This is a genomic window from Anaeromicropila herbilytica, from assembly GCF_016591975.1.
GTDB lineage: Bacteria > Bacillota > Clostridia > Lachnospirales > Lachnospiraceae > Anaeromicropila > Anaeromicropila herbilytica.
This window is the reverse complement of the sequence record NZ_AP024169.1, coordinates 3,276,884-3,301,188: the sequence shown is the minus strand read 5'-3', so window position 1 is coordinate 3,301,188 and position 24,305 is coordinate 3,276,884. Positions and strand designations below refer to the sequence as shown.

Here is a 24,305-nt window from a genome sequence, read left to right as displayed (position 1 = left end):
AAAATATTAGAAATGAGAAGGGGTGAAATGCCCCTTGAGTTATTTGTTAATATTTGTTATACTGTGTAAAAGTAAAGAAAATATTTCTTTTACTAGGGCAAATACCTTTCATTGAGGAGAGCGATGAAAGGAGTTACATGTTTAGTAAAGCATATAGCGCAGCAATTCATGGAATTGACGGAGTAATTGTCAATGTTGAAGCTGATGTTAGTGATGGTCTTCCAACATTTGAAATGGTTGGATTTCTATCGTCAGAAGTAAGAGAAGCGAAAGAAAGAGTACGCATATCTATAAAGAATTCAGGGTTTCGTCTATCGCCCAAGAGAATTACAATTAATTTATCTCCTGCAGATTTAAAGAAAGAAGGAACTGCCTTCGATCTTCCAATCGCAGTCACAATTCTATCCGCCTTCGGATATATTACCCAAAGTAATTTAGAACATACTTTAATAATAGGAGAGTTAAGTCTTAATGGACAGATAAATCCGGTAAATGGAGTACTTCCAATTGTACATTCAGCAAAGGAACAAGGGTTTTATAGATGTATTGTTCCAATAGCAAATGTCAAGGAAGGTGCTGTAGTATCGGATATTGATGTTATTGGAGTTAATACTCTAGAACAAGTGGTTCAATATTTAAATAACGATAAGTATATAGAGCCAGAATATGTTGACATCGATTCTTTGTTTCAGAATCAAATGATGCAGTCTGCAAATGACTTTTCAGATGTAACGGGACAAGAGTCTACGAAACGAGCAATTTTGGTCGCAGTATCGGGAATGCATAACATTTTGATGATTGGACCACCAGGATCAGGGAAAACAATGCTGTCTAAACGAATACCTAGCATAATGCCAGAGCTATCTTTCGATGAAAGCATGGAGATCTCAAAAGTGTATAGCGTTGCTGGACTTTTGGATAATAACCATGCATTGGTGTTAGAAAGGCCATTTCGGGCGCCACATCATACCATTACTACTTCGGCGCTTGCTGGCGGAGGTAAAGTGCCAAGACCTGGAGAGATTAGTTTGGCATCTAGAGGAGTTTTGTTCTTAGATGAACTTCCAGAATTTAATAAGAACACCTTGGAAATACTAAGACAACCACTTGAGGATAAATCCATTACAATTGCCAGGTTAAATGCTACATATAGCTATCCAACTGCATTTATGCTTGTTGCAGCTATGAATCCATGTAATTGTGGTTATTATCCAGATAGAAAGAGATGTAATTGTTCTATAAATGAAGTAAAAAGATATCTTGGTAAGGTGAGTATGCCTTTGATGGACAGAGTAGATATCTGTAGTGAAACTTATTCAGTTAATTATAAAGATTTAGAGAAAAAGGAAAATAGTGTATCATCTTTGGAACTTAGAAAAGAAGTGAAAAGAGTAAGAGAAATTCAACTTGAGAGATATAAAAATGAAAAGTTTAACTTTAACTCATTATTAACACCGCAATTAATGAATACTTATTGTGGACTTGAACGTAGCGAGAAGAAACTATTAGAAGATGTATTTGATAAATTAAATTTAACAGCGAGGGCATATCATAAAATATTAAAAGTAGCAAGAACAATTGCAGACCTAGATGACTCGGAACGGATAAAGCGAATACATTTAAGTGAAGCTATCAGTTATCGAAGTATTGATAAAAAATATTGGGGAGAATAGGATGCTAGGATGTATGTTATACGTTAAGTAACTGTTCTAATCGTTTAGGTCAATCGTATATTGGGAGGTAAAAATGGAGTGTACAGAGAAAGAATATCAATATTGGTTATATAGTATAAATGGTATAGGAATTAAAAAGGTAGCTGCTTTATTAGATAATTACAATTGCGCGAAAGAGGTTTTTGATGCAAGTGAAAATAGTTTAAAAAAGATAGGAAAGTTGAATGAAAAGGATGTTAAGGCTATATTATATAGAAGAGATATAGAACTTGTAAAAAGAAACTATGAGAAGTTACATAGAAAAGGAATACATTTTATAATAAAAGAAGAGAAAGAGTACCCTAGCCGATTAAAACATATATACGATTCCCCAAATGCACTTTATGTGAGAGGAAAACTTCCAAAAGAGGATGAAGTAACGATTTCAATAGTAGGTGCTAGAAACTGTTCGGAATATGGTAAAGAGTTAGCAAAATATTTTGCATCTGAGATGGCCAAGTGTGGAATAGGAATAATAAGCGGACTTGCTAGGGGAATTGATAGTTTCTCGCATATGGGAGCATTAAAATCAGGGGGGATTACATATGGTATATTGGGCTGTGGAATAGATTGGTGTTATCCAGCAGAGAATATATCATTATACATGGAAATGATAGAAAAAGGAGGAGTTATTTCGGAATATGGACCTGGTATAAGTCCTAAGCCTGGCTTGTTTCCGATGAGAAACAGAATTATAAGCGGTATGTCAGATGGAATATTAGTGGTGGAGGCAAAAGAGAAAAGCGGTTCCTTAATTACAGTAGATATGGGATTAGAGCAAGGAAAAAATGTATATGCTATTCCAGGTAAAATAACAGATCCTCTAAGTACTGGATGTAATAATTTGATTAAAATGGGTGCAAAATTAGTTACAAACCCTATAGAAATTATTGATGATTATATATATAGTAAGAAAAAAATAGAAATACAAGGTAAAAATTTTGATAATTTGCTTGAAACGTATGAAAAAATAGTGTATGCTAATTTAAGCTTAGAGCCAAAACACTTGAATGAAATAATTGATGAAACAAAGTTAGATATTAATATAGTAGTGGATACGTTATTATCCTTAGAATTAAAAAGCTATGTTAAAGAAGTGACTAGGAATTATTATAGTTTAACTTTAGTACCATAGTATACATGCGTTTTGGTCAAGTTAATGTCATAGGCTTGTTAACAAGTTAGTTCTTAAGTCTATATTGACTGAACAGTCGTAATGATTATACAAAAATGATAAAAGAATAGTGTTTTGTAAGTTAAATAAAACGTATAGATTGTATGTTTAATAATAAGGGAGTGGTTAGATGCCAAAGTATCTTGTGATAGTAGAATCACCTGCAAAGGCAAAAACAATTAAGAAATTTTTGGGTGCAAATTATGAGGTGTTAGCATCGAATGGACATGTTAGAGATTTACCTAAGAGTCAATTGGGGATTGATATAGAGCATGGTTTTGAACCAAAGTATATAACAATAAGGGGGAAGGGAGATTTATTAGCGAAACTTCGAAAAGAAGTAAAAAAAGCGGATAAAGTGTATCTCGCAACTGACCCCGATCGTGAAGGAGAAGCAATATCCTGGCATTTATCAAAGGCGCTTAAGTTAGAAGAAGATAAAACAAATCGTATCACTTTTAATGAAATCACAAAAAATGCAGTCAAATCTTCTATTAAAGAAGCAAGAGATATTGATATGAATCTAGTAAATTCACAACAAGCAAGAAGAATGCTAGATCGTATGGTTGGATATAGAATTAGCCCATTGTTATGGGCGAAAGTTAAACGTGGATTAAGTGCTGGTAGAGTGCAATCTGTAGCACTTCGAATTATCTGTGATAGAGAAGATGAGATTAATGCATTCATTCCAGAAGAATACTGGTCGTTGGATGGTGAATTTAAAGCAAAAGGTTGTAAAAAACCATTAAATGCAAAATTCCATGGTGATACACATGGAAAAATTACTATTCATTCAAAAGAAGAGTTAGAACATATTTTGAATGAAATTGAAGGGGCTGAATTCGAAGTTGTTGATGTGAAGAAAAGCGAAAGAGTAAAAAAAGCTCCGCTTCCTTTTACTACTAGCACATTACAACAAGAAGCTGCTAAACAACTTAACTTTTCAACACAGAAAACGATGAGAATAGCACAACAACTTTATGAAGGTGTTGATGTGAAAGGGAGCGGTACCATTGGTTTGATTACTTACCTACGTACTGATTCAACTCGTATCTCAGAAGAAGCGGATGCAAGTGCAAAAGTATTTATTGGTGAAAATTATGGTGCAGACTTCCTGGTGCAAGGAGACAATACAAAGGCATCTTCGAAAAAGATTCAAGACGCACATGAGGCAATAAGACCTACTTATGTAGAACAGACCCCTACTAGGGTAAAAGAATCCTTGAGCCGAGATCAATTCCGTCTATATCAATTAATATGGAAACGTTTTGTTGCAAGTAGAATGGCATCTGCCAAATTCGAAACAGTATCCATAAAAATAGAAGGAAATGGGTATCGTTTTACTACATCTACTTCTAATTTGTTATTTGAAGGTTTTATGACTGTTTATAATGACGGGGAAGAAGACCAAGAAGTGAATAAGGATTTGAACTTGATAACAAAAGAGACTAAACTTACAGTACAAGGGTTTGAAGAAAAGCAGCATTTTACCCAACCACCAGCGCATTACACAGAAGCTTCCTTAGTAAAGGCACTTGAAGAACTGGGAATTGGTCGACCAAGTACTTATGCACCGACTATTACAACTATTATTGCAAGAAGATATGTTGCAAAAGAAAATAAAAATTTATATGTTACAGAGCTTGGTGAGGTAGTAAATCATATTATGCGACAATCATTTCCTAGCATAGTAGATGTAAATTTTACCGTTAATTTAGAGTCATTGCTTGATAGAGTAGAAGATGGTGCTGTTAACTGGAAAACGATTGTAAGTAATTTCTATCCAGACTTGGAAGATGCGGTAAATCAAGCAGAGAAAGAACTTGAACAAGTGACAATAGAAGATGAGGTTACTGATGTAATATGTGAAGAATGCGGTAGAAATATGGTTGTAAAGTATGGTCCGCATGGAAAGTTCTTAGCATGTCCGGGATTTCCAGAATGTCGTAATACAAAACCATATTTAGAGAAAATCGGTGTAGAATGTCCAGAGTGCAAGGGGGATATCGTTATCCGTAAAACGAAAAAAGGTCGTAAATATTACGGATGTGAGAATTATCCTGAATGTGAATTTATGTCATGGCAAAAACCTTCAGTTGAAAAATGTCCGAAGTGTGGTAAGATACTTTTAGAGAAGGGTAAGAATCTAGTATGCATTGATAACGCTTGCGGATATGTAAAAAATGTAAAAAACATACAAAATGAATAAAAAGTTACAAAAAATCAGAAAATTCAATCTGAAAAATAAGATATTATGTCAAAAGTAAGACTAAATTACTAAATAACTATTGTTTTTATAAAATATTTATGATAAACTTGCTCTAGATAACACAATTGAGCGAATCATATTTATTTACAACTAGTCAATTGTCTTAATCTATTCTGAAAATTTCTGATAAAATTGCTAGGGGGATTGTGATGAGTGTACAATTACTAGATAAGACTAGAAAAATTAATAAACTTCTGCATAATAATAATTCACATAAAGTGGTGTTCAATGATATATGCGAAGTGCTAAGCGAAATCTTAGAGTCGAATATTCTTGTTATTAGTAAAAAGGGCAAGGTATTAGGAATTAAGAATAGAACTGATATCGATGAGATTAGGGAATTGATTAAAGACAATGTTGGTGGCTACATCGATAGTATGTTAAATGAACGACTGCTTAATATCTTATCAACAAAAGAAAATGTGAATTTGACTACATTAGGCTTTGAATTTGATGATGTAAGTAAATTTGAAGCAATAATTATTCCAATAGACATAGCAGGCGAAAGGCTTGGGACTTTATTCCTATATAAAAGTAACGCTCAATATGATATAGATGATATCATATTAAGCGAATATGGAACGACTGTAGTTGGATTGGAAATGATGCGTTCAGTAAATGAAGAGAATGCAGAAGAAAGCAGAAAAGTACAAATAGTGAAATCTGCAATTAGTACCCTTTCATTTTCAGAGTTAGAAGCAATAACTCACATATTTGAAGAACTTGATGGCAACGAAGGAATTTTAGTTGCAAGTAAGATTGCTGACAGAGTAGGAATTACAAGATCGGTAATTGTAAATGCACTTAGAAAATTCGAAAGTGCTGGCGTCATAGAGTCTAGATCTTCTGGTATGAAGGGAACCTACATAAAAGTAATAAATGATGTGGTGTTCGATGAACTTAAGAAAATGAAGAGTTAAACTAATAGGAGATTTCTACTAATAAATCGATGAAGGATTTATGAGTTAGAAATACTCATAAATCCTTTTTTATATCTTTTTGTGCGAAAAAACAGATTATTTATCAGTATAGAAAGAAAATTGTTGCTTAATTCTAAATATACAAAAAAAACTACAAAATTCTTGTTTTTTTTTGCAAATGAATTTATAATTATGAGAGGAAGGGAAGTGTAAATATGATAGGAACAGGTGCATTTAATTATCTAAATGTTTTAAATAAAGCAGCTGATGCTAGCTGGAAGAGAAATGAAGTGATTTCGAATAATATTGCAAATGTAGACACACCAAACTACAAGAGGCAAGATGTACAATTCGAGTCGTATCTAATGGAGGAACTTGCGGGAGGAGATTCTTTGGATAAGTCAGTGGCCAATGCTGACATGTCAGCGTTAACAGCGACTACATATACAGACAACTCAAATTTGAGTTATAGGGAAGATGGAAATAATGTAGATATTGATACTGAAAATTCTTATCTAGCACAAAATCAGATTAAATACTATACGGTTTTAGATTCTATGAATCAAGAGTTTAGTAGAATTAAAACAGTGCTAACAGCGAATTAGAATAGAAATGCTACATTTTTAATAGAAAGAAAATGATATAGTGAGATTTGAATAAGGGGGAAATAAGATGTCGATATTTAGTGCAATGAATATAAGTGCAAGTGGAATGACAGCACAGAGATTAAGGACAGATATTATATCACAAAATATTGCAAATGTTAATACAACAAGGGATGAAAATGGTGAACCATATAAGCGTAAAACTGTTGTTTTTGCTGAGAAGAATGTTTCTGCATTTAGAGATGTATTAAGAACGACTGCTGGTACAACAGGAAATGGTGTTAAGGTGACAGCAATAGTTGAAGATAACAAAACACCAATGAACAAGGTTTATGATCCTTCACATCCTGATGCGGATGAAGATGGATATGTAAGCTATCCAAACGTAAATACAGTTACAGAAATGACAAACCTAATAGATGCAAGCCGATCTTATGAAGCAAATGTTACAGCTTTTAATGCTACAAAGAATATGGCTTTAAAGGGGTTAGAAGTAGGAACTAAATAAGGGGGCTAATTATGGATATTTCATCAATTAAGAATTTAATGGAGACAAGTTCTTATAAGGACTCCATTCTTGATAAAGTGGGAAGTAAAAATAACAATGAATCTTTTGATAGTGTTTTTCAATCAGCAGTATCAATGATTAAAGATACAAATAGTTTATCGAATGCTGCAGAAGAGGCAGAGATGAACTATGCATTAGGATATAATGATAATACACATGATTTGCAAGTGGCTCAACAAAAAGCTAATCTTTCTCTTCAGTATACTGTTGCGGTAAGAAATAAAGTGCTCGAAGCATATAAAGAGATTATGAATTTGCAGTTTTAGGATATTTTTTTGCCTAATGAATAGTGCTTTAGTGCTATAGGTATAGTGCTTTTGGATTAGGTCAGTAAAATACGTTTACAATAATAATTACATTTTACAATTATTGTAAAATAATAAAAACTACAAATTATATTTTAGATGATAAGCACATGAATCTTAGGAGCGGAATATTTCAGCTAGAGTGTTTCACTAGTAAAATTGTTCGATTTTTACTAGGGTAAGGAATACAAAATGAAATACTCTGCATCTATAAAATACGAAACAGTTTAAGGAGTGTAAAAATGGTAGAGCGATTAAAAAAAATACCTACCCAGTTATTGGACAAGTGGAACAGCTTCACAAATAAGCAAAAAACAATAATTATTAGCGTTACTGCTGTTGTCATAATGTCGATTGTAATCCTTTCTTATTTCATATCAAAACCACAGATGGTTGAACTTGTTACAACTGATACTACGAAGGATGCAAGCCAAGTTACTGAGGTATTAAAGGCAGATGGAATTAGTTATAAATTGTCGAATGGAAGTAAGACGATTAGTGTAAATAAAGAAAAATATTCAGATGCATTATTATTATTAGGAAAAAATGATATTCCATCTACATCAATGAGTCTAGAAGATGCATTTAATAGTAGCTTTTCAACAACTGAGAGTGAAAAATCTAAGAGATGGTTGTTATATCAACAAGATCAGATAAGAACTATGTTAATAGCAATCAATGGTATTAAAGATGCAGTTGTAAATATTAGCGATGATAATACGGACGATACAATTTTAGAAGAAAAGAAAGACATATCAGCTAGTGTTTTATTAACAGTATCAAAGGATTTCTCGAAAGAGACACCTGAGACAATTGCGAATTTGGTTGCAATGAAATTAGGAAATAAATCGACGGATAGCATTCGTATCGCTGATCAATATGGAACACTTTTATTTACTGGTGATTCCGATCTGACAAATGGTACAAGTGTAAATTCTGTTTTAGATTATAAAAATAAATTAACGAACGATATTTCTAATAAAGTTGTTTCTTTGTTAATTAAATCAGTAGATTATGATGACGCCCAAGTTGTTCCTAACTTAAGCTTTGATATGAATAAAGTTTCAGAAATGTTTACAGAGTATAGCCCTGCTACAGATCAGGAGCAAGGCGTATTAGACAATAAGTATACCTATACTTCAGATGGCGCAAATGGTTCATCTGCAGGTGTACCAGGAACAGATTCAAACGATGGAACTACTTATGAAACGCAGGATGGCTCAAATTCATCTAGTAGTGTGAAAGTAGAAAAAGATTATTACAAACCAAATGAAAAAGTAACCAACACAGAGTATGAAGTTGGCGCAATAAAAAAAGATGAATCTTCTATTAGTATTGTTTTAACATCATATAAGACATACCGTGAAGATGATCTTAAGAAACAAGGTAAATTAAAAAATACGACATTTGAAGAATATGCTCTTGCAAATAGTGCGCAAGTGAAACAGACGGTGGATCCAGATATGTATACTATCGTATCTAGTGCAACTGGAATCTCAGCAGATAAGATTACCATTATTGCTTGGCAAAAACCAGTATTCCAACCTAGCACGGATACAGGGTTAAATTGGCCTTTATACTTACAAATAGTATTAGTAGTATTGATTATCGCATTATTAATCTTTGTTGTATTCAAGGGAACAGCTCCTGTTGAAGTAACCGAATTAGAACCAGAATTATCGGTAGAGCAGTTACTTGCTACAACAAAAGAAAATCAATCACTTGAAAATATTGAATTTGATGAAAAATCAGAGACTCGTAAGTTAATTGAAAAATTTGTTGAAGAGAATCCTGAGGCGGTTGCACAATTACTTCGTAACTGGCTTAGTGATGACTGGGGGTGATAGATAATGTCTAAGAATTCAGATATTAGTGGAGTACAAAAAGCTGCGGTCTTATTAATTGCTTTGGGACCAGAAAAATCAGCATCTATTTTTAAACATCTAAAAGAAGATGAGATTGAACAATTGACATTAGAGATCGCAAATACGAGAAGTGTATCACCTGCAACCAAAGATGCAGTTATGGATGAATTTTACGAAATTTGTTTGGCACAACAATATATCGCAGAAGGTGGTATTGGTTATGCGAAAGAACTTCTTGAGAAGGCACTTGGATCAGAAAGAGCGAGAGATGTTATTGGTAAACTTACTGCATCACTACAGGTTAGACCATTCGAGTTTGTTCGTAAGACAGATGCAAGTCAATTACTAAACTTTATTCAAGATGAACATCCACAAACGATTGCATTAATTTTATCATATTTATCATCTTCTCAAGCATCAGCAATTATCTCTTCTTTATCACCAGATAAACAAGCAGATGTTGCAAAACGTATTGCGCAGATGGATAGAACATCACCAGATGTAATTAAAGAGGTAGAAAAAGTGTTAGAAAGAAAGTTAGCATCTTTGGTAAATCAAGATTACACAATTGTCGGTGGTGTAGATTCGATCGTAGAGATCTTAAATACAGTAGATCGTGGTACAGAGAAACACATTATGGAAACACTCGAAATCGAAGAACCAGAACTTGCAGACGAGATCAGAAGAAAGATGTTTGTATTCGAGGATATTCTTTCTCTTGATGATAAATCTATCCAAAGAGTCCTTAGAGAAGTTGATAATAATGAGCTTGCAGTTGCACTTAAGGGATCGAATGAACAAGTACAGACTGTTATCTTTAACAACTTATCCAAACGTCTTGCTACTATGATTCGTGAAGATATGGATTTCATGGGTCCTGTAAGATTAAAAGATGTTGAAGAATCACAACAGAAGATCGTTAATATTATTAGAAAGCTTGAAGACTCCGCTGAAATTATAATTTCTAGGGGTGGAGGTGACGAGATCGTTGTCTAATCTTATTAAATCGCATTATATATTTTTTGACAAAGGTGAGAAACGAATTATTGATTCGAACATCAAACCAGATGCATATCAGCCTATCTCATTTCATAGTCAACAATTTCTTGATGAACCTGAAAATGAGATAGAAGGAATTTCGCAGGATAGGATTGAAAAACTAGTAATGGAAGAAGCTGAATTGATGAAGGAAAGAGCCAATACATTACTTGAAGATGCTATTAGAAAGTCCAATGAAATTGTTGAAAGTGCAAAAATGGAAGCTTATAAAGAACGTGAGGCTATCCTTTCTAATGCAAGAGAAGAAGGTTATAAGGAAGGTTATGAATCTGGTCTTGAAAAAATAAATAATTTACAGACAGAGTTGGAAAATGAGAAAATAAGAAATCAGGAAGAATTCAAAGATCAAGTTGCTGAACTTGAACCAAAGTTTGCTGGAATCATGATTTCTTTAATCGAGAAAATTACAGGTGTAATAATTGAAGATCAGAAAGAAGTTATTTTACATCTTGTGAAGAATACGTTAAATAATATGAATAATAATATGAACTTTTTGATTAAAGTATCAAAAGATGATTTTAATATGGTTTATACTCATCGAAATGATTTTCTAGGTGAACTTAGAGAAGGAGCAAGAATTGAAGTGTTCGAAGATCAGAGTTTAGAACAGAATCAATGTATGATAGAAACTGAAAATAGTATTATCGATTGTAGCTTGGATGTTCAATTAAAAAGTTTGTTAACTAATTTAAAATTACTAGCAAATATCTAATCGTTGAATGGAGGAATAAGGGGATTTGAATTCAATAGATTTAGACAAATATCATGATTTATTAAATAAATCTTATGAAAAAAGATTAGGAAAAGTAGTAAAGGTAGTTGGGTTAACCATTGAATCTATTGGACCAAATGCCAACTTAAAAGATCTATGCATTATTGTCTCTCAAGACAAGACAAAGTCTATTATGGCAGAAGTTGTAGGATTTAAGGACAATCGTATTCTACTAATGCCTTATGATAACGTTGAAGGAATTGGTATTGGAAGTACAGTTGAGAGTACAAATGAGTCGCTTAAAGTACCAGTAGGAGACCATCTATTAGGTAAAACATTAGATGGTCTTGGAAATCCAATAGATGGTTCAATCTTAAAGTCAAGTTCCTATTATTCGGTAGAAGCATCCCCACCTGATCCACTGAAAAGAAAATTGATTGATGAAGTTTTAACACTTGGTGTAAAAGCAGTAGATGGACTTATCACAGTAGGAAAAGGCCAAAGAATTGGTATCTTTGCAGGTAGTGGTGTTGGTAAGAGTACTTTACTTGGTATGTTTGCAAGAAATACCAAGGCCGATATAAATGTTATTGCCTTAATTGGAGAACGTGGTAGAGAGGTTCGTGAATTTATTGAAAGAGACCTTGGCGAAGAGGGTATGAAGCGTTCGGTTGTAGTTGTTGCAACTTCGGATAAACCAGCTTTGATTCGTAATAAAGCTGCAAAGACAGCGACAGCTATCGCAGAATATTTCAGAGATCAAGGAAAAGATGTGTTATTAATGATGGATTCATTGACGCGTTTTTCGATGGCACAAAGAGAGATAGGACTTGCTACTGGTGAACCACCTGTTACTAGGGGATATCCACCTAGTGTATATTCTGAGATGCCTATGTTACTTGAAAGAGCAGGTAACTCAGAAGTGGGATCAATTACAGGGTTGTATACCGTACTTGTTGATGGTGATGATTTTAACGAACCAATCACAGATACCGCAAGAGGTATTCTAGATGGTCATATTATGTTATCTAGAAAGCTTGCTCATAAAAACCATTACCCAGCAATTGATATTCTGCAAAGTATTTCACGTGTTATGAGTTCAATTGCTACTAAAGAACATAAAAGTGTGGCAAATCAACTGAAAAATATTATGGCTACATATAATGAAGCAGAAGATTTAATTAATATTGGAGCATATAAAAAAGGTTCGAATAAAAATATTGATAATGCAATTGAGAAGATAGATGATGTAAACCATTTTCTATTGCAAAATGTTGATGATAAGTATTCCTTTGATGAGGTCGTTGAACAACTAGCAAGTATTTTTGAAGAAGTGTAATGAATGAGTTGAAGTTTAACATCATTTTTCACTTTGATATGTAAGTTGTTAATAAGACGGATGGGAGTAATGGTAATTAGATGGCAAAATTTATATATCGAATGCAAAGTATTTTAGATATTAAATATAAATTAGAAGAACAAGCAAAATCAGTATATACAGAAGCTAGCTTTCGATTACATGAAGAAGAAAATAAGCTGAAAATACTACAGGATAGACAGTTAATGTACGAAGAAAAATTTCGAAATCTTATCTTAACAAGAATTGATATTCTTAAAATTAGAGAATGTGAAAATGCAATTGACACTATTAAATTCTCTATTAAGATGCAATTAATCGAGGTTAAGAAAGCGGAACAAAATCTAGAAAATGCTAGAAAAAAACTAAGTGAAGTAATGATGGAAAGAAAGACTCAAGAAAAGCTTAGGGAGAAAGCGTTTGAGGAATTTAAAATCGAAATTAATTATGAAGAAAGAAAAGAAATTGATGAATTAGTTAGTTTTAAATACAATACACCTGTAGGTAGTGAGGATGATGTATAATGGCGAAGAAGAAAAAGGGTGAAGAATTAGATAATTTAGAAGAATTAGGGATGGAACAAGAAAAAGAGGGGATCGGTAGTAAGATTATTACTGCTCTGATAGCATTAGTCATCATTATCATAATGCTTGGTGCAATCCTAATTTTTATTAAATTAGATGTTGGTGGATTTGGTAGCAATGTACTTAGACCTGTGCTAAAGGATGTTCCTGTTATTAATAATATACTTCCAACTGCCTCAGATGCACAATTAGCAGAGGAAAAGGATTATCCATATTCTAATCTAGCAGATGCTATGAAGAGAATTAACGAATTAGAGGAAGAAAATAGTTCATTAAAGAAGTTAAAGAAAACATCAACTTCAAAAATAGCTGATTTAGAAGCAGAAGTAGCTAGATTAAAAGTATTTGAAGATAATCAAGTTGAATTCGAAAAAAGAGTAAAAGAGTTTGACGAAAAAGTAGTATTTAATGATAAAGCTCCAGATATCTCAGAATACAAAACATTTTATGAAGGCATTGATAAAGCAAATGCAGAAGAAATTTATCGACAAGTTATTGAACAAATGCAGATATCTGATGAAGTAAAGAAGTACGCACAAACTTATAGTAAGATGGATCCAGCTAGTGCTGCACCAATCTTAGAAACAATGACTGCTGACCTTGATCTAGTATCAGAAATACTAATGGCTATGAGACCAGCAGAAAGAGGAGCAATCCTTGCAGAAATGGATTCTACAGTAGCTGCCAAGATTACTAAGAAAATGGCACCTGCTACAGAATAAATATTATATAAGAAAGGAGGAAAAAGAGAAGATGGTAAATAACACAGTTCAGAGTAATCAAGTTCTAGGTAATTTATTCTCAAATCAATCTACAGCAAAAGACTCTAGTACTAAAGCATCTACTAGTAAAACAGCAGACTTTGGTACATTAATGACGAAGAACCTAGGTAGTAGAAGTAAAGATGTTACATATGATAAGAACGTTACTTCAAATGATAAGGCTAAAGTAACAAATAATAGCCAAAAGGATTCTTATAAAGATACTTATAAGGATAAGGTATCTCACGATGATGATGAAAGAAAAAGTATCTCAGATAAGGATTCTTATGATACAAAAACTGTAAATGACAGCAAAGAAGATCAAGATGTATCAACCGCAGAAACTAGGACTTCTAATGATAGTTCACAAAAAGTGGACGATAAGATTAAGAATCCATTGGAATCAAAAATGTCTAAATTAGAGAATGACATAAAAGACATCGTTAAAGATGCCTTGAATCTATCCGATGAACAGTTAGAAAATCTTATGTCTCAGTTAGGTTTAGGAGCATTTGATCTGCTAAAATTAGATAATCTAAAAGCACTAACCTTAGCTGCTAATAATGAAACTGATGTAACCTCAATATTAACTAACCAGAATATTGGAGAGCAATGGAACCAATTAGTTAGTGGGATAGAAAATATTGATTTAGAAGCTGACTATGGTATTACAGAAGATCAAATCAACAAATTAGTTGAAGAGATGAAGAATCAAACAAGTAATGATGTACAATCTTTAGATACAAAAGTTGAAAAGAAAACAACTGATGGTAAGCAAAATGATCAACAAGAAGTTGTGATTGGTCCAGAAGAGAAACAAGTAAAAATTGAAGTTGTAAAGGATACAGAGTCTAACTCCAACCATACATCAGATACAGCTGTAACAGCTGAAAACAAAGAATCTTCTTCAATGGGACAACCTAGCCAATCAGGTCAACAAGATGCAAAAAATAATACTGCAAGTACAAATGAAAACCCATTAGATATTCTAGTTAATAATTTGTCTGGCAATGTGAATCAGGTAAATTCATTTTCTGAACAAGTATCAAAAGTTACACAAATGAGAGAAATAGTAAACCAAATTGTAGAACAAATTAAGATTAATATCAAGCCAGATACAACAAGTATGGAAATGATATTAAATCCAGAGAATCTTGGTAAAGTAAATCTTATGGTTAGTCAGAAAAATGGTATTATGACGGCTCAATTTTTAGTAGAAAATCAAGCAACAAAAGAGGCAATTGAAAGTCAAATAAATATTTTAAAAGAAAATCTTGAAAATCAAGGACTTAAAGTAGAAGCTGTCGAGGTTGCAGTATCCAATTTTGGTTTTAATCAAAATAATGAATCTGCTACTGGTAATGGGGATTCTAAGAGTTCAAGTAAGAAAAAGATTAATATTGATGATTATATGGATGGAGATGACACTTCTGCTGAAGAGACAGGAGAAGATAATCTACTAAATGATGGCGGCAGTATTAACTATATTGCTTAAAAGATAGGAGGAAAGTATGAGTGATTTAATTAACAGTCTTGGAAGTAGTATTGGTGCAACTACTACAACAACTGGAACAACAACTGGTACAAGTACAACAACTGGTACAAGTACAACAACAAATAGTTCGACAACAAACAACTCAAGTAACACAAACCAATCTGGTAGTGTATCTTCACAGTCATCTTTATCAAAAGCACTTGGTACAACCAATGGTAAGAATACGCTTGGAAAAGATGCATTTTTACAACTACTAGTTACTCAGATGAGATATCAAGATCCATTGAATCCACAATCTGATACACAATATGTAGCTCAATTAGCAACGTTCTCACAACTTGAACAAATGCAAAATTTAAGTTCTACTGCTACTAATGGACAAGCATTTTCTTTAGTAGGTAAAGAGGTTGCGGTTAAAACTACTAGTTCAACGGGTACACTTGGGTATGTAACTGGTAAAGTTGATTTTGTATCCATGGTAAATGGTAAACCATATCTATCAATTAAAGATAACCTATATTCTGTTGATGATTTGGATTCTGTAGTTGGTGATGAATATGCTACATATTTAGAAAAGTATTTGAACCCAACAAAAGGAACAACTACGACAGGAACAACATCAGGAACTACAACGGGAACTACAACAGAAACAACAACTACAACAAATCCATAAAAAGGTTTTAAGTTATTTAAAATTAAAACGCTATATAGGGAGGCTGATTGGTATGAATATAAAAGCCAATACTTTTACTTCAACCTATCCAATCGCTAGTCAGCTTTTACCAAAGAATGTGGGCAATCATGTTAATCAAGATGCGAGTCATGGTATATCATTTGAAGAGATGTTACATGAGACTGCTAAGATCTCAGAAAATAATTTAATATTTTCAAAACATGCGAATGAAAGATTGGCAAGCAGAAATATTGATTTGACAGATGCTCAATTGCAAAGGCTCAAGGATGGGGCGAAATTAGCACAGTCGAAGGGAATCAAGGAATCATTAGTAATGCTAGATGGCATGGCATTTATTGTGAATGTAAAAAGCAATACGGTGATAACTGCTGTAAATGATGATAAAGATAAAATATTTACTAATATTGATGGAGCCGTAATCATTTAACACTATTGCTGGACCTTACGGGGGCAATTTGTCTTTGAATGAAAGATAAGGCAAAGTGATTATGGGCTTTAAATTGGGAGGTTATATATTATGATGAGATCACTTTATTCTGGTGTTTCAGGTTTAAGAGTACATCAGACAAAAATGGACGTTATTGGTAACAATATCGCAAATGTTAATACAATTGGATTTAAAGCAAGTTCAGTACAATTTACTGATATTCTATATCAAACAACAAAAAGTGCTTCTGGCGCTAATTCTTCAACTGGTACTGCAGGTACCAACCCACAACAAATCGGTCTTGGTGCATCAGTAGCTGCTGTTAAGCAAAGTATTACAACAGCAGGTGGAGCACAAAGAACAGATAATGCGACAGACTTGATGATAAATGGAGATTCTTTCTTCGTAGTTAGCAGAAATGGTCAGAATTTCTTTACGAAAGCAGGTGCCTTTACAACAGATAACGCTGGTAATCTAGCTACAGAAGGTGGAGAACGAGTAATGGGTTGGAAAGCAGATGCGAATGGTAATATTGTAAAATCTGGTGTAACCAATCTTGATGTTATGTCAGAAGCAAATCGTACTGCTAGCCCAGAAGCAACTACAAAAGCATATGTAACTGGAAATATTGATCCTGCAGATGCAGATATTACGGCTGGAAATGTAGCTTATAATGTTGATTTCTATGATACACTTGGTACCAAATATACTGCAGTTTTTAAATTATCAAAAGATTCATCATCTACAGCAACTGATACCGTATATGCAATGAAGTTAGATTCGATTACGAATGCTGATACAAAAGCTGCATTGACATTTACATCTACACCAGCTGCAGCTACAGTAGGAAAGTTAACTTTTGATGCTGTTACTGGTAAATTAAAAGCGGTTACAAGTGCTACTGATAAAACAATTAATCTAAAATTAACAACTAGTGGAACTACGCCAAATACTTTTCCAACATCAGGATTGACAATCGACTTCTCAACAATGACTCAATATGCCTCAACAGGTAAGAGTAATCCTCAAGGTTTCAGGGGAGCAACTGATGGTTCAGGTGCAGGTAGAAAGTTAGGTAAGATGTCAGGAATCAGTATCAATGATTCTGGTGTTGTATCTGCAAAATATGATAATGATACAACAAAGATTCTTGGACAAATCGCTGTTGCAACATTCTCTAATCCAGCTGGTCTAGAAGCAGTAGGTGGAAATCTATTTACTACGACTGCTAACTCAGGTGATTTCGATGGAATAGGTCAAGAAGTAAAACAAGGTGGAGGAAGTTTTACCTCTGGCGCACTTGAAATGTCAAATGTTGATTTATCAAAAGAATTTACAGAAATGATTACTACTCAAAGAGGTTTCCAAGCAAACTCAAAAATTATAACAACATCTGATACAATGCTTGAGGAACTTGTTAATTTAAAACGTTAATTTGATTCATAATTATTTGTAGCAAATTCAAATGATATTTTAAATGTAATTCAAATGAATTACATAGTAAGAATTCTTATTATAAGAAGTATAGAATAGTTAAACTATTCTACATAATTATAGCTACAAAAGTAAAAACTTAGTGGGTAAGAGGTAATGAAATAATTATTTATTACATTACCCACTAAGAAGTTAATAAAGGGGGGGAGAATATGATTGAAGTTACAAAGTTAAATGATGTAAAAGTAACCATCAATGCAGAACAAATTGAAATGGTGGAAGATGTTCCAGATACAGTAATATCATTGTTAACTGGCAAGAAAATTATTGTGAAGGAAAGTAGAGAAGAGATAACAAAGCTGATTATTGAGTATAAGAGGACAATAAATATAAAAGATATAAGTTAAAATATGTTGGAAAATTGGAAGATATCTGTGATATTCTATTTCACAAACTACGTGAGCAGATTTAGAAATAATTAATATAAGTATGATATCTTCATGAAATAAATTATAAATATTAATGGGAGTGAAGCAAATGAAAAAGAATATATTAACTGTTGTAATATTAGCTTTATGTATTATGAATCTAGTATTAACAGCATTAATCGTTTTTGTAGTTGTACCTTCTACGGCTAAGACCAATAAGGTGATATCAGATGTAGCTACAATTATTGATTTAGAGTTAGATTCTCCGAAAGAAAATCCTAATGAGAATGTAAAAGTTACTGATATTGAAAACTACACAGTTGAAGAAAAACAGGTTATTAATTTAAAAATAGATCCAGTGGATAAACAGCAAAAATATGTATCTTTACAATTATCTTTATCAATGAATAAGAAAAATGACGACTATGCAACTTTACAACCAGAGGTAGAAAAGAATATAACTAAAATCACTGAAATTGTTGCAAATGTATTTTCTAAATATACCAAAACAGAAGCACAATTACATAAGGATGAAATTAAAGCTGAAGTATTAAAACAAATACAAGATTTATTTAAATCGGACTTTATTATTGATGTCGCATTTGGAAGTATTATTTATGAATAAAAAGTAACATTTTGATGATTTTATGAAAAAAGTATGATATTATGTTATTGAATGAGGATACTTAGTAAAAAGGATCTTTATAAATACTACTTGATTGAAGGCAATAACAAGTATAAATAATTAAGGTAATTACAAAAATAAAAATAATGCAAGAACTTATTTTTATAATACTAGTGATAAGAATGGAATGTAAGATGAACATCTATTTTATCGCTTGGGAGGTGAGAGGAAATGGGCGATGTCTTATCGCAAAATGAGATAGATAATTTATTGGCTGCGTTAAGTAGTGGTGAATTAGATGCGGATGAGATGAAAGATAGTGGAGAGAAACATGTGAAGAATTATGATTTCTCACGCCCTTCAAAATTCTCGAAAGAGCATTTAAGAACACTAGAAATTATATTTGAACATTATGGAAGGTTGCTGTCAACAAATTTACCTGCTTATTTACGAAAAAATGTTCAAATTGAAGTGATGAATTCAGAAGCAGTTGCGTATTCAGAGTTTTCCAATGCATTGTCCAACCCGGTATTATTGGGGATTGTGAATTTTGCACCTCTTGAAGGGAATATAGTAGTTGAATTGGCTGCTAACCTTGGATATGCAATGGTAGATAGAATGCTTGGTGGAAATGGTATGCCACTAGAAAAATCTAGAGAATTCTCTGAAATTGAATTGATAATCATTGAAAGAATCTATAACGTATGTGTCAACTTATTAAGAGAACCTTGGCAAAATGTTGTGAATCTTGAACCAAGACTTGAAAGAATAGAGACAAATTCGCAATTTGCTCAGATTATTTCACCAGGTGAGATGACTTCGATTATAACGATGAATATTAAAATTGGTAATGTTGAAGGATTAATGAATGTGTGTTTACCATACACTTGTTTAGAACCAATTATCGATAAATTGAATACGAAGTACTGGTACTCTACAATGCAGGTGAAAGATGATGCTACATACCAAGAGGCTATCGAGGCAGCAATTTCTAAAGCAAAAATACCTATCCGTGCAGTATTAGGAAAGAGTACTATATCGGTGAATGATTTTATGAATATACAAAAAGGTGATATTATTAAACTCAATACGAAGGTAGATGAAGAATTAGATATTTATGTTGGTAACATAAATAAATTCACAGCGCTTCCTGGTGCATCATCAGATTCTTATGCAGTGAGGATCACGTCAATAATAAGGGAGGAGTAAAATTAATATGGATGGTATGTTATCACAAGAAGAAATCAATGCACTATTAAATGGTATAGGTGGTGATGAACAAACTTCAGAACCTGTAAGTGAAGAGTATTCACTTTCTGATAGTGAAAAAGATGCAGTTGGAGAGATTTCCAATATCAGCATGGGTACAGCAGCTACCACTTTATCTACTTTAGTTAACCAAAAAGTAACGATAACTACTCCAGTAGTTTCCTATGGAAATTGGGAGGAGTTGGCGGCAAGTTTTAATCGACCATGTGTTTTTATACAGATTTCCTACCGAGAAGGATTAGATGGAAATAATGTTTTAATAATAAAAGAGTCAGATGTTAAAATTATTACTGATTTAATGATGGGTGGGGATGGTACAAATACCGCAGATGAGTTATCTGAGTTGCATTTAAGTGCAATTAGTGAAGCAATGAACCAAATGATGGGGTCAGCTTCTACATCAATTTCATCAATGATTAATAAAAAGGTTGATATTAGTCCGCCGACAGCACAAGTAATTGATTTGAATGATACAGTGGATGCAGAATCTTTATCTGATTTTCTTAAGGGTTCTTTCGTACAAGTATCATTTAAAATGGAAATTGGAGATTTAGTAGATAGTGAAATAATGCAGCTATATCCATTTGATTTTGCTAAGGATATATATCGAGAGTTCGTTGGAAGCGCAAACGAGCAACCTGTTAACTCAAACTCTGGACAGGCAGCTCCAGCAAATCAAAATGCTGCAAATGAATCTATGATGAATACAATGCAACCACAACCACAAATGCAGCCACAGATGCAACAACCAGTGATGCAACAACCACAGATGCAAATGAATCAACAAATGCAACCAAACATGGGCATGATGAATCAACAAATGCAGGGAGGGGCTTATCCAAATATGATGCAGGGACAAGTTCCATATATGGGACAACAGATGGGAATGCCTTATGGTATGGCAATGCCTGATGTAAATGTTCAACCAGCACAATTTCAAGCTTTTTCTGGTGGTGCATCTCCAATGGTACAACAAGAAAACATCGATTTAATTATGGATGTACCTCTAGAAGTTACCGTTGAACTTGGAAGAACGAATAAGTCAATTAAAGAGATCCTTGACTTTACTCCAGGAACAATTATTGAATTAAATAAAATTGCTGGTGAGCCAATTGATGTTTTAGTAAATGGTAAATATGTTGCAAAAGGTGAAGTAGTAGTTATTGAAGAAAGTTTTGGTATTAGAGTTACTGAAATTATAAAATAAAATATAGTTATTATATGTGATACAAGTAAAAAAGTTTATATGATTAAGAACAACGATAGGAGAGAAGGATATGGCAAAAAATATTTTAATTTGTGATGATGCAGCTTTTATGAGAATGATGATTAAGGATATTCTTACTAAGAATGGATATAACATTGCTGGTGAAGCAGAAAATGGTTTAAAGGCGGTTGAAAAGTATAATGAAACTAAGCCTGATTTAGTAATGATGGATATTACAATGCCAGAAATGGATGGTATTGAAGCACTTAAAAAGATTAAATCAACTGATCCAAATGCAACAATTATTATGTGTTCTGCAATGGGACAACAAGCAATGGTAATTGAATCAATTCAATCAGGAGCAAAAGACTTCATCGTGAAACCTTTCCAAGCGGATAGAGTATTAGAAGCTGTTAAAAAAGCGGTAGGTTAATATGTATCTTACAATTTCAAGAGTTTCAACAATTGAGAATGTATTTCAACTTTTAGGACTCTTTGTTATCTTTATTATCATATTGGTTGCAACCTACTTCACCGCAAGGTGGGTAGGTGCTTACCAATTAGGCCAGAACAAACATCGAAATATTACCGTGATTGAAACATTTAAAATCAGTCAAACAAAATATCTTCAAATAGTTAAGATAACGAATAAGTATGTTGTTATTGGAGTTAGTAAAGACCATGTAGAATTAATTACCGAACTATCAGAAGAAGAAGTGCTATTAGCAGAAGATCATATGAATGTTCCAGGTAATTTTAAGGATATATTGCGTGGTATCGTTAATAAAGAAAAGGGGAATAAAAATAATTAGTAAAGGTTGGTATTGATGAAACCATTTTTAAGAAAAAAGTTTAAAGTTATATCAAGAATATTTAGTGTTTTATTTTTGGTTTGTATATTAACCTTTCTTTTTTCGAGCAAAGTATATGCAACAAATACGGATGAGGTTGGAACAAGTACGGTTCCTTATACATTAGATGTAAACTTAAAGACGAATAATGATAGTCAAAATGTTTCAAGTACATTACAGATGTTGCTTGTATTAACAGTAATAGCATTAGCACCATCAATATTAATTATGGTAACTTCTTTTACGAGAATTGTTATTGTATTGCATTTTGTAAGATCTGCACTTGGTACACAGACAACACCTCCAAATCAAATTATAGTTGGTTTAGCATTATTTTTAACTTTTTTTATCATGTCGCCCGTATTTACTAAGGTAAATAATGTGGCAATAAAACCTTTATCTAAGGGAGAAATAACGCAAGAACAAGCATTTGATAAGGGAATAGAACCGATTCGTAAGTTTATGTTTGAACAAACCAAAAAGAAAGACTTAAAACTGTTTCTTAATATAGCAAAAATAGATAAAGTAGACGATCAAAAAGATATTCCTACAACTGTTTTGATACCTTCATTTATTATTAGTGAGTTAAGAACTGCATTTATTATAGGTTTTATAATATACATTCCGTTTATAGTAATCGATATGGTAGTAGCATCTACTTTGATGTCAATGGGTATGATGATGTTACCACCAACAACTATTTCTATGCCTTTTAAAATATTGTTATTTGTAATGGCAGATGGATGGAATCTGATTATTGGAGCACTAGTTAAAACTTTTTATTAGCTAAAGAGGTGAGATAAATGTCAGCAGATATGGTAATTGATATTGCAAGGCAAGCATTATGGACAATAGTAGAAGCATCAGCGCCAATGCTTATAACCTCTTTGGTTGTAGGGCTTATTATTAGTATATTTCAAACAGTTACATCAATTCAGGAACAAACACTCACATTTGTTCCTAAATTATTAGCTGTTTTTTTAGTAATTATAATTACAGGCTCTTGGATGCTAAAAGTTATGACTGACTTTGCGGTCGAATTATTTAGTAATTTTAATATGTATATCAAATAAGATATTTTATTAATAAAATATCGAAAGATGAGCGAGAGCTAGTTAAAGAACAAGATGGGAGCAAGTATGCATTTTACTATAGAGAATCTTGAATTTATAATATTAATACTTGTGAGAATTTCAACATTTATTTTTACAGCGCCAATCTTTAATCTAAGTGATGTGCCTATTCGAGTGAAAGCTGGTCTATCTTTGTTTATTACGATAGTATTGTCACAGGTTATTGTTTATACTCCGCTACAGTATGTAGGGGACATCGGTTATGCTTCCCTTTTAATAAAAGAAGCTATTGTTGGATTGATAATCGGTTTTGTGGCTAATATTTGCTCTACGATTGTCTTATTTGCAGGTGAAATCATTGATATGGAAATTGGTTTCTCAATGGTTCAGATTTTAGATCCTGTAAGTAAAAATACTACTACAATAACGGGTAACTTTTATTCATATTTAGTCACTTTGATGCTACTAGTCACAAATCTACATCATTTTTTAATACAGGCAATTGTTGATGTATATAAGGCAATACCAATAGGTGGTGCAAAAATAAGTGCTAATATGTATGTTATTATGGTTCGGTTTGTAGTGGATTTCTTTGTAATAGGTTTTCGAATCGTACTTCCTGTTTTTGCAGCCACATTATTAGTTAATGTAGTTCTAGCAATTTTAGCAAAGGTTGCACCTCAGTTAAATATGTTTGTGGTAGGATTGCAACTTAAAGTTTTTGTTGGATTATTTATTTTACTATTAATTGTTGGATTATTACCATCTGTAACTGAATTTATTTTTGATGAGATGCAGAAAATGATGGAAATGGCAATTAAAGCAATGAGTTAATATAGATAAATTGCTTTAATTGATAGTATAGATAGCGATAGTAGATAGAAGATAATTTACGGTCAAGTAATAGAATG

General features: G+C 32.7%; 26 protein-coding genes. All 26 read left to right on the top strand.

What is annotated here, in order from left to right:
• Positions 1–53 precede the first annotated feature (53 nt).
• The 26 genes from bsdtb5_RS14310 to fliR all read left to right on the top strand — a co-directional run bounded on the left by bsdtb5_RS14310 (position 54) and on the right by fliR (position 24,228).
• Positions 54–1,673, top strand: coding sequence for a YifB family Mg chelatase-like AAA ATPase (locus tag bsdtb5_RS14310; RefSeq protein WP_330611664.1), 1,620 nt, complete (start codon positions 54–56; stop codon positions 1,671–1,673).
• 73 nt (positions 1,674–1,746) lie between these two features.
• Positions 1,747–2,847, top strand: coding sequence for a DNA-processing protein DprA (gene dprA, locus bsdtb5_RS14305; RefSeq protein WP_271712656.1), 1,101 nt, complete (start codon positions 1,747–1,749; stop codon positions 2,845–2,847).
• A 169-nt stretch (positions 2,848–3,016) separates the two neighbouring features.
• The gene (gene topA / locus bsdtb5_RS14300; RefSeq protein ID WP_271712655.1) at positions 3,017–5,095 is read left to right on the top strand and encodes a type I DNA topoisomerase; all 2,079 of its coding nucleotides are present in this window, start codon (positions 3,017–3,019) and stop codon (positions 5,093–5,095) included.
• 209 nt (positions 5,096–5,304) lie between these two features.
• Positions 5,305–6,075, top strand: a complete 771-nt coding sequence (gene codY, locus bsdtb5_RS14295; protein ID WP_271712654.1) for a GTP-sensing pleiotropic transcriptional regulator CodY — start codon at positions 5,305–5,307, stop codon at positions 6,073–6,075.
• A 215-nt stretch (positions 6,076–6,290) separates the two neighbouring features.
• Positions 6,291–6,680 (top strand): flagellar basal body rod protein FlgB, encoded by a 390-nt coding sequence (gene flgB / locus bsdtb5_RS14290; RefSeq protein WP_271712653.1) that lies wholly within the window; start codon positions 6,291–6,293, stop codon positions 6,678–6,680.
• 67 nt (positions 6,681–6,747) lie between these two features.
• A complete protein-coding gene (gene flgC / locus bsdtb5_RS14285) occupies positions 6,748–7,188 on the top strand; it encodes a flagellar basal body rod protein FlgC (protein ID WP_271712652.1) in 441 nt (146 codons plus the stop codon).
• Between the two features lie 11 nt (positions 7,189–7,199).
• Positions 7,200–7,514, top strand: a complete 315-nt coding sequence (gene fliE / locus bsdtb5_RS14280; protein ID WP_271712651.1) for a flagellar hook-basal body complex protein FliE — start codon at positions 7,200–7,202, stop codon at positions 7,512–7,514.
• Between the two features lie 281 nt (positions 7,515–7,795).
• A complete protein-coding gene (locus bsdtb5_RS14275; RefSeq protein ID WP_271712650.1) occupies positions 7,796–9,397 on the top strand; it encodes a flagellar M-ring protein FliF C-terminal domain-containing protein in 1,602 nt (533 codons plus the stop codon).
• 6 nt (positions 9,398–9,403) lie between these two features.
• Positions 9,404–10,414, top strand: a complete 1,011-nt coding sequence (gene fliG / locus bsdtb5_RS14270; protein ID WP_271712649.1) for a flagellar motor switch protein FliG — start codon at positions 9,404–9,406, stop codon at positions 10,412–10,414.
• Positions 10,407–11,189 (top strand): FliH/SctL family protein, encoded by a 783-nt coding sequence (locus bsdtb5_RS14265; RefSeq protein WP_271712648.1) that lies wholly within the window; start codon positions 10,407–10,409, stop codon positions 11,187–11,189. The genes fliG and bsdtb5_RS14265 overlap by 8 nt, the downstream gene beginning before the upstream one ends.
• 25 nt (positions 11,190–11,214) lie before the next feature.
• On the top strand, positions 11,215–12,528 hold the full coding sequence (fliI, locus tag bsdtb5_RS14260) for a flagellar protein export ATPase FliI (protein WP_271712647.1): 1,314 nt from the start codon (positions 11,215–11,217) through the stop codon (positions 12,526–12,528).
• 80 nt (positions 12,529–12,608) lie between these two features.
• Complete coding sequence (gene fliJ, locus bsdtb5_RS14255; RefSeq protein ID WP_271712646.1) at positions 12,609–13,070, top strand: flagellar export protein FliJ; 462 nt, start codon at positions 12,609–12,611, stop codon at positions 13,068–13,070.
• The gene (locus bsdtb5_RS14250) at positions 13,070–13,852 is read left to right on the top strand and encodes a MotE family protein (protein WP_271712645.1); all 783 of its coding nucleotides are present in this window, start codon (positions 13,070–13,072) and stop codon (positions 13,850–13,852) included. The genes fliJ and bsdtb5_RS14250 overlap by 1 nt, the downstream gene beginning before the upstream one ends.
• A 31-nt stretch (positions 13,853–13,883) precedes the next feature.
• Complete coding sequence (locus bsdtb5_RS14245) at positions 13,884–15,386, top strand: flagellar hook-length control protein FliK (RefSeq protein ID WP_271712644.1); 1,503 nt, start codon at positions 13,884–13,886, stop codon at positions 15,384–15,386.
• Between the two features lie 16 nt (positions 15,387–15,402).
• A complete protein-coding gene (locus tag bsdtb5_RS14240; protein ID WP_271712643.1) occupies positions 15,403–16,059 on the top strand; it encodes a flagellar hook capping FlgD N-terminal domain-containing protein in 657 nt (218 codons plus the stop codon).
• Positions 16,060–16,111: 52 nt separating this feature from the next.
• Complete coding sequence (locus bsdtb5_RS14235) at positions 16,112–16,507, top strand: TIGR02530 family flagellar biosynthesis protein (RefSeq protein ID WP_271712642.1); 396 nt, start codon at positions 16,112–16,114, stop codon at positions 16,505–16,507.
• A 90-nt stretch (positions 16,508–16,597) separates the two neighbouring features.
• Positions 16,598–17,941 carry a flagellar hook protein FlgE gene (locus bsdtb5_RS14230; protein ID WP_271712641.1) on the top strand — a complete coding sequence of 448 codons (1,344 nt, stop codon included), beginning with the start codon at positions 16,598–16,600 and terminating at the stop codon, positions 17,939–17,941.
• 212 nt (positions 17,942–18,153) lie between these two features.
• A complete protein-coding gene (locus tag bsdtb5_RS14225) occupies positions 18,154–18,348 on the top strand; it encodes a flagellar FlbD family protein (RefSeq protein ID WP_271712640.1) in 195 nt (64 codons plus the stop codon).
• Positions 18,349–18,478: 130 nt separating this feature from the next.
• Complete coding sequence (locus tag bsdtb5_RS14220; RefSeq protein ID WP_271712639.1) at positions 18,479–18,994, top strand: flagellar basal body-associated FliL family protein; 516 nt, start codon at positions 18,479–18,481, stop codon at positions 18,992–18,994.
• Between the two features lie 231 nt (positions 18,995–19,225).
• Positions 19,226–20,203, top strand: a complete 978-nt coding sequence (gene fliM / locus bsdtb5_RS14215) for a flagellar motor switch protein FliM (RefSeq protein WP_271712638.1) — start codon at positions 19,226–19,228, stop codon at positions 20,201–20,203.
• A gap of 7 nt (positions 20,204–20,210) precedes the next feature.
• Positions 20,211–21,470 (top strand): flagellar motor switch phosphatase FliY, encoded by a 1,260-nt coding sequence (gene fliY, locus bsdtb5_RS14210; protein WP_271712637.1) that lies wholly within the window; start codon positions 20,211–20,213, stop codon positions 21,468–21,470.
• 70 nt (positions 21,471–21,540) lie between these two features.
• Positions 21,541–21,903 (top strand): response regulator, encoded by a 363-nt coding sequence (locus tag bsdtb5_RS14205; protein ID WP_271712636.1) that lies wholly within the window; start codon positions 21,541–21,543, stop codon positions 21,901–21,903.
• Position 21,904: 1 nt separating this feature from the next.
• Entirely contained in the window at positions 21,905–22,282 is a 378-nt protein-coding gene (locus bsdtb5_RS14200; protein WP_271712635.1) for a flagellar biosynthetic protein FliO, read from the top strand.
• A 15-nt stretch (positions 22,283–22,297) separates the two neighbouring features.
• Positions 22,298–23,107, top strand: coding sequence for a flagellar type III secretion system pore protein FliP (gene fliP / locus bsdtb5_RS14195; RefSeq protein WP_271712634.1), 810 nt, complete (start codon positions 22,298–22,300; stop codon positions 23,105–23,107).
• Positions 23,108–23,124: 17 nt separating this feature from the next.
• Complete coding sequence (fliQ, locus tag bsdtb5_RS14190; RefSeq protein WP_271712633.1) at positions 23,125–23,394, top strand: flagellar biosynthesis protein FliQ; 270 nt, start codon at positions 23,125–23,127, stop codon at positions 23,392–23,394.
• Positions 23,395–23,460: 66 nt separating this feature from the next.
• Entirely contained in the window at positions 23,461–24,228 is a 768-nt protein-coding gene (gene fliR, locus bsdtb5_RS14185) for a flagellar biosynthetic protein FliR (protein ID WP_271712632.1), read from the top strand.
• Positions 24,229–24,305 lie beyond the last annotated feature (77 nt).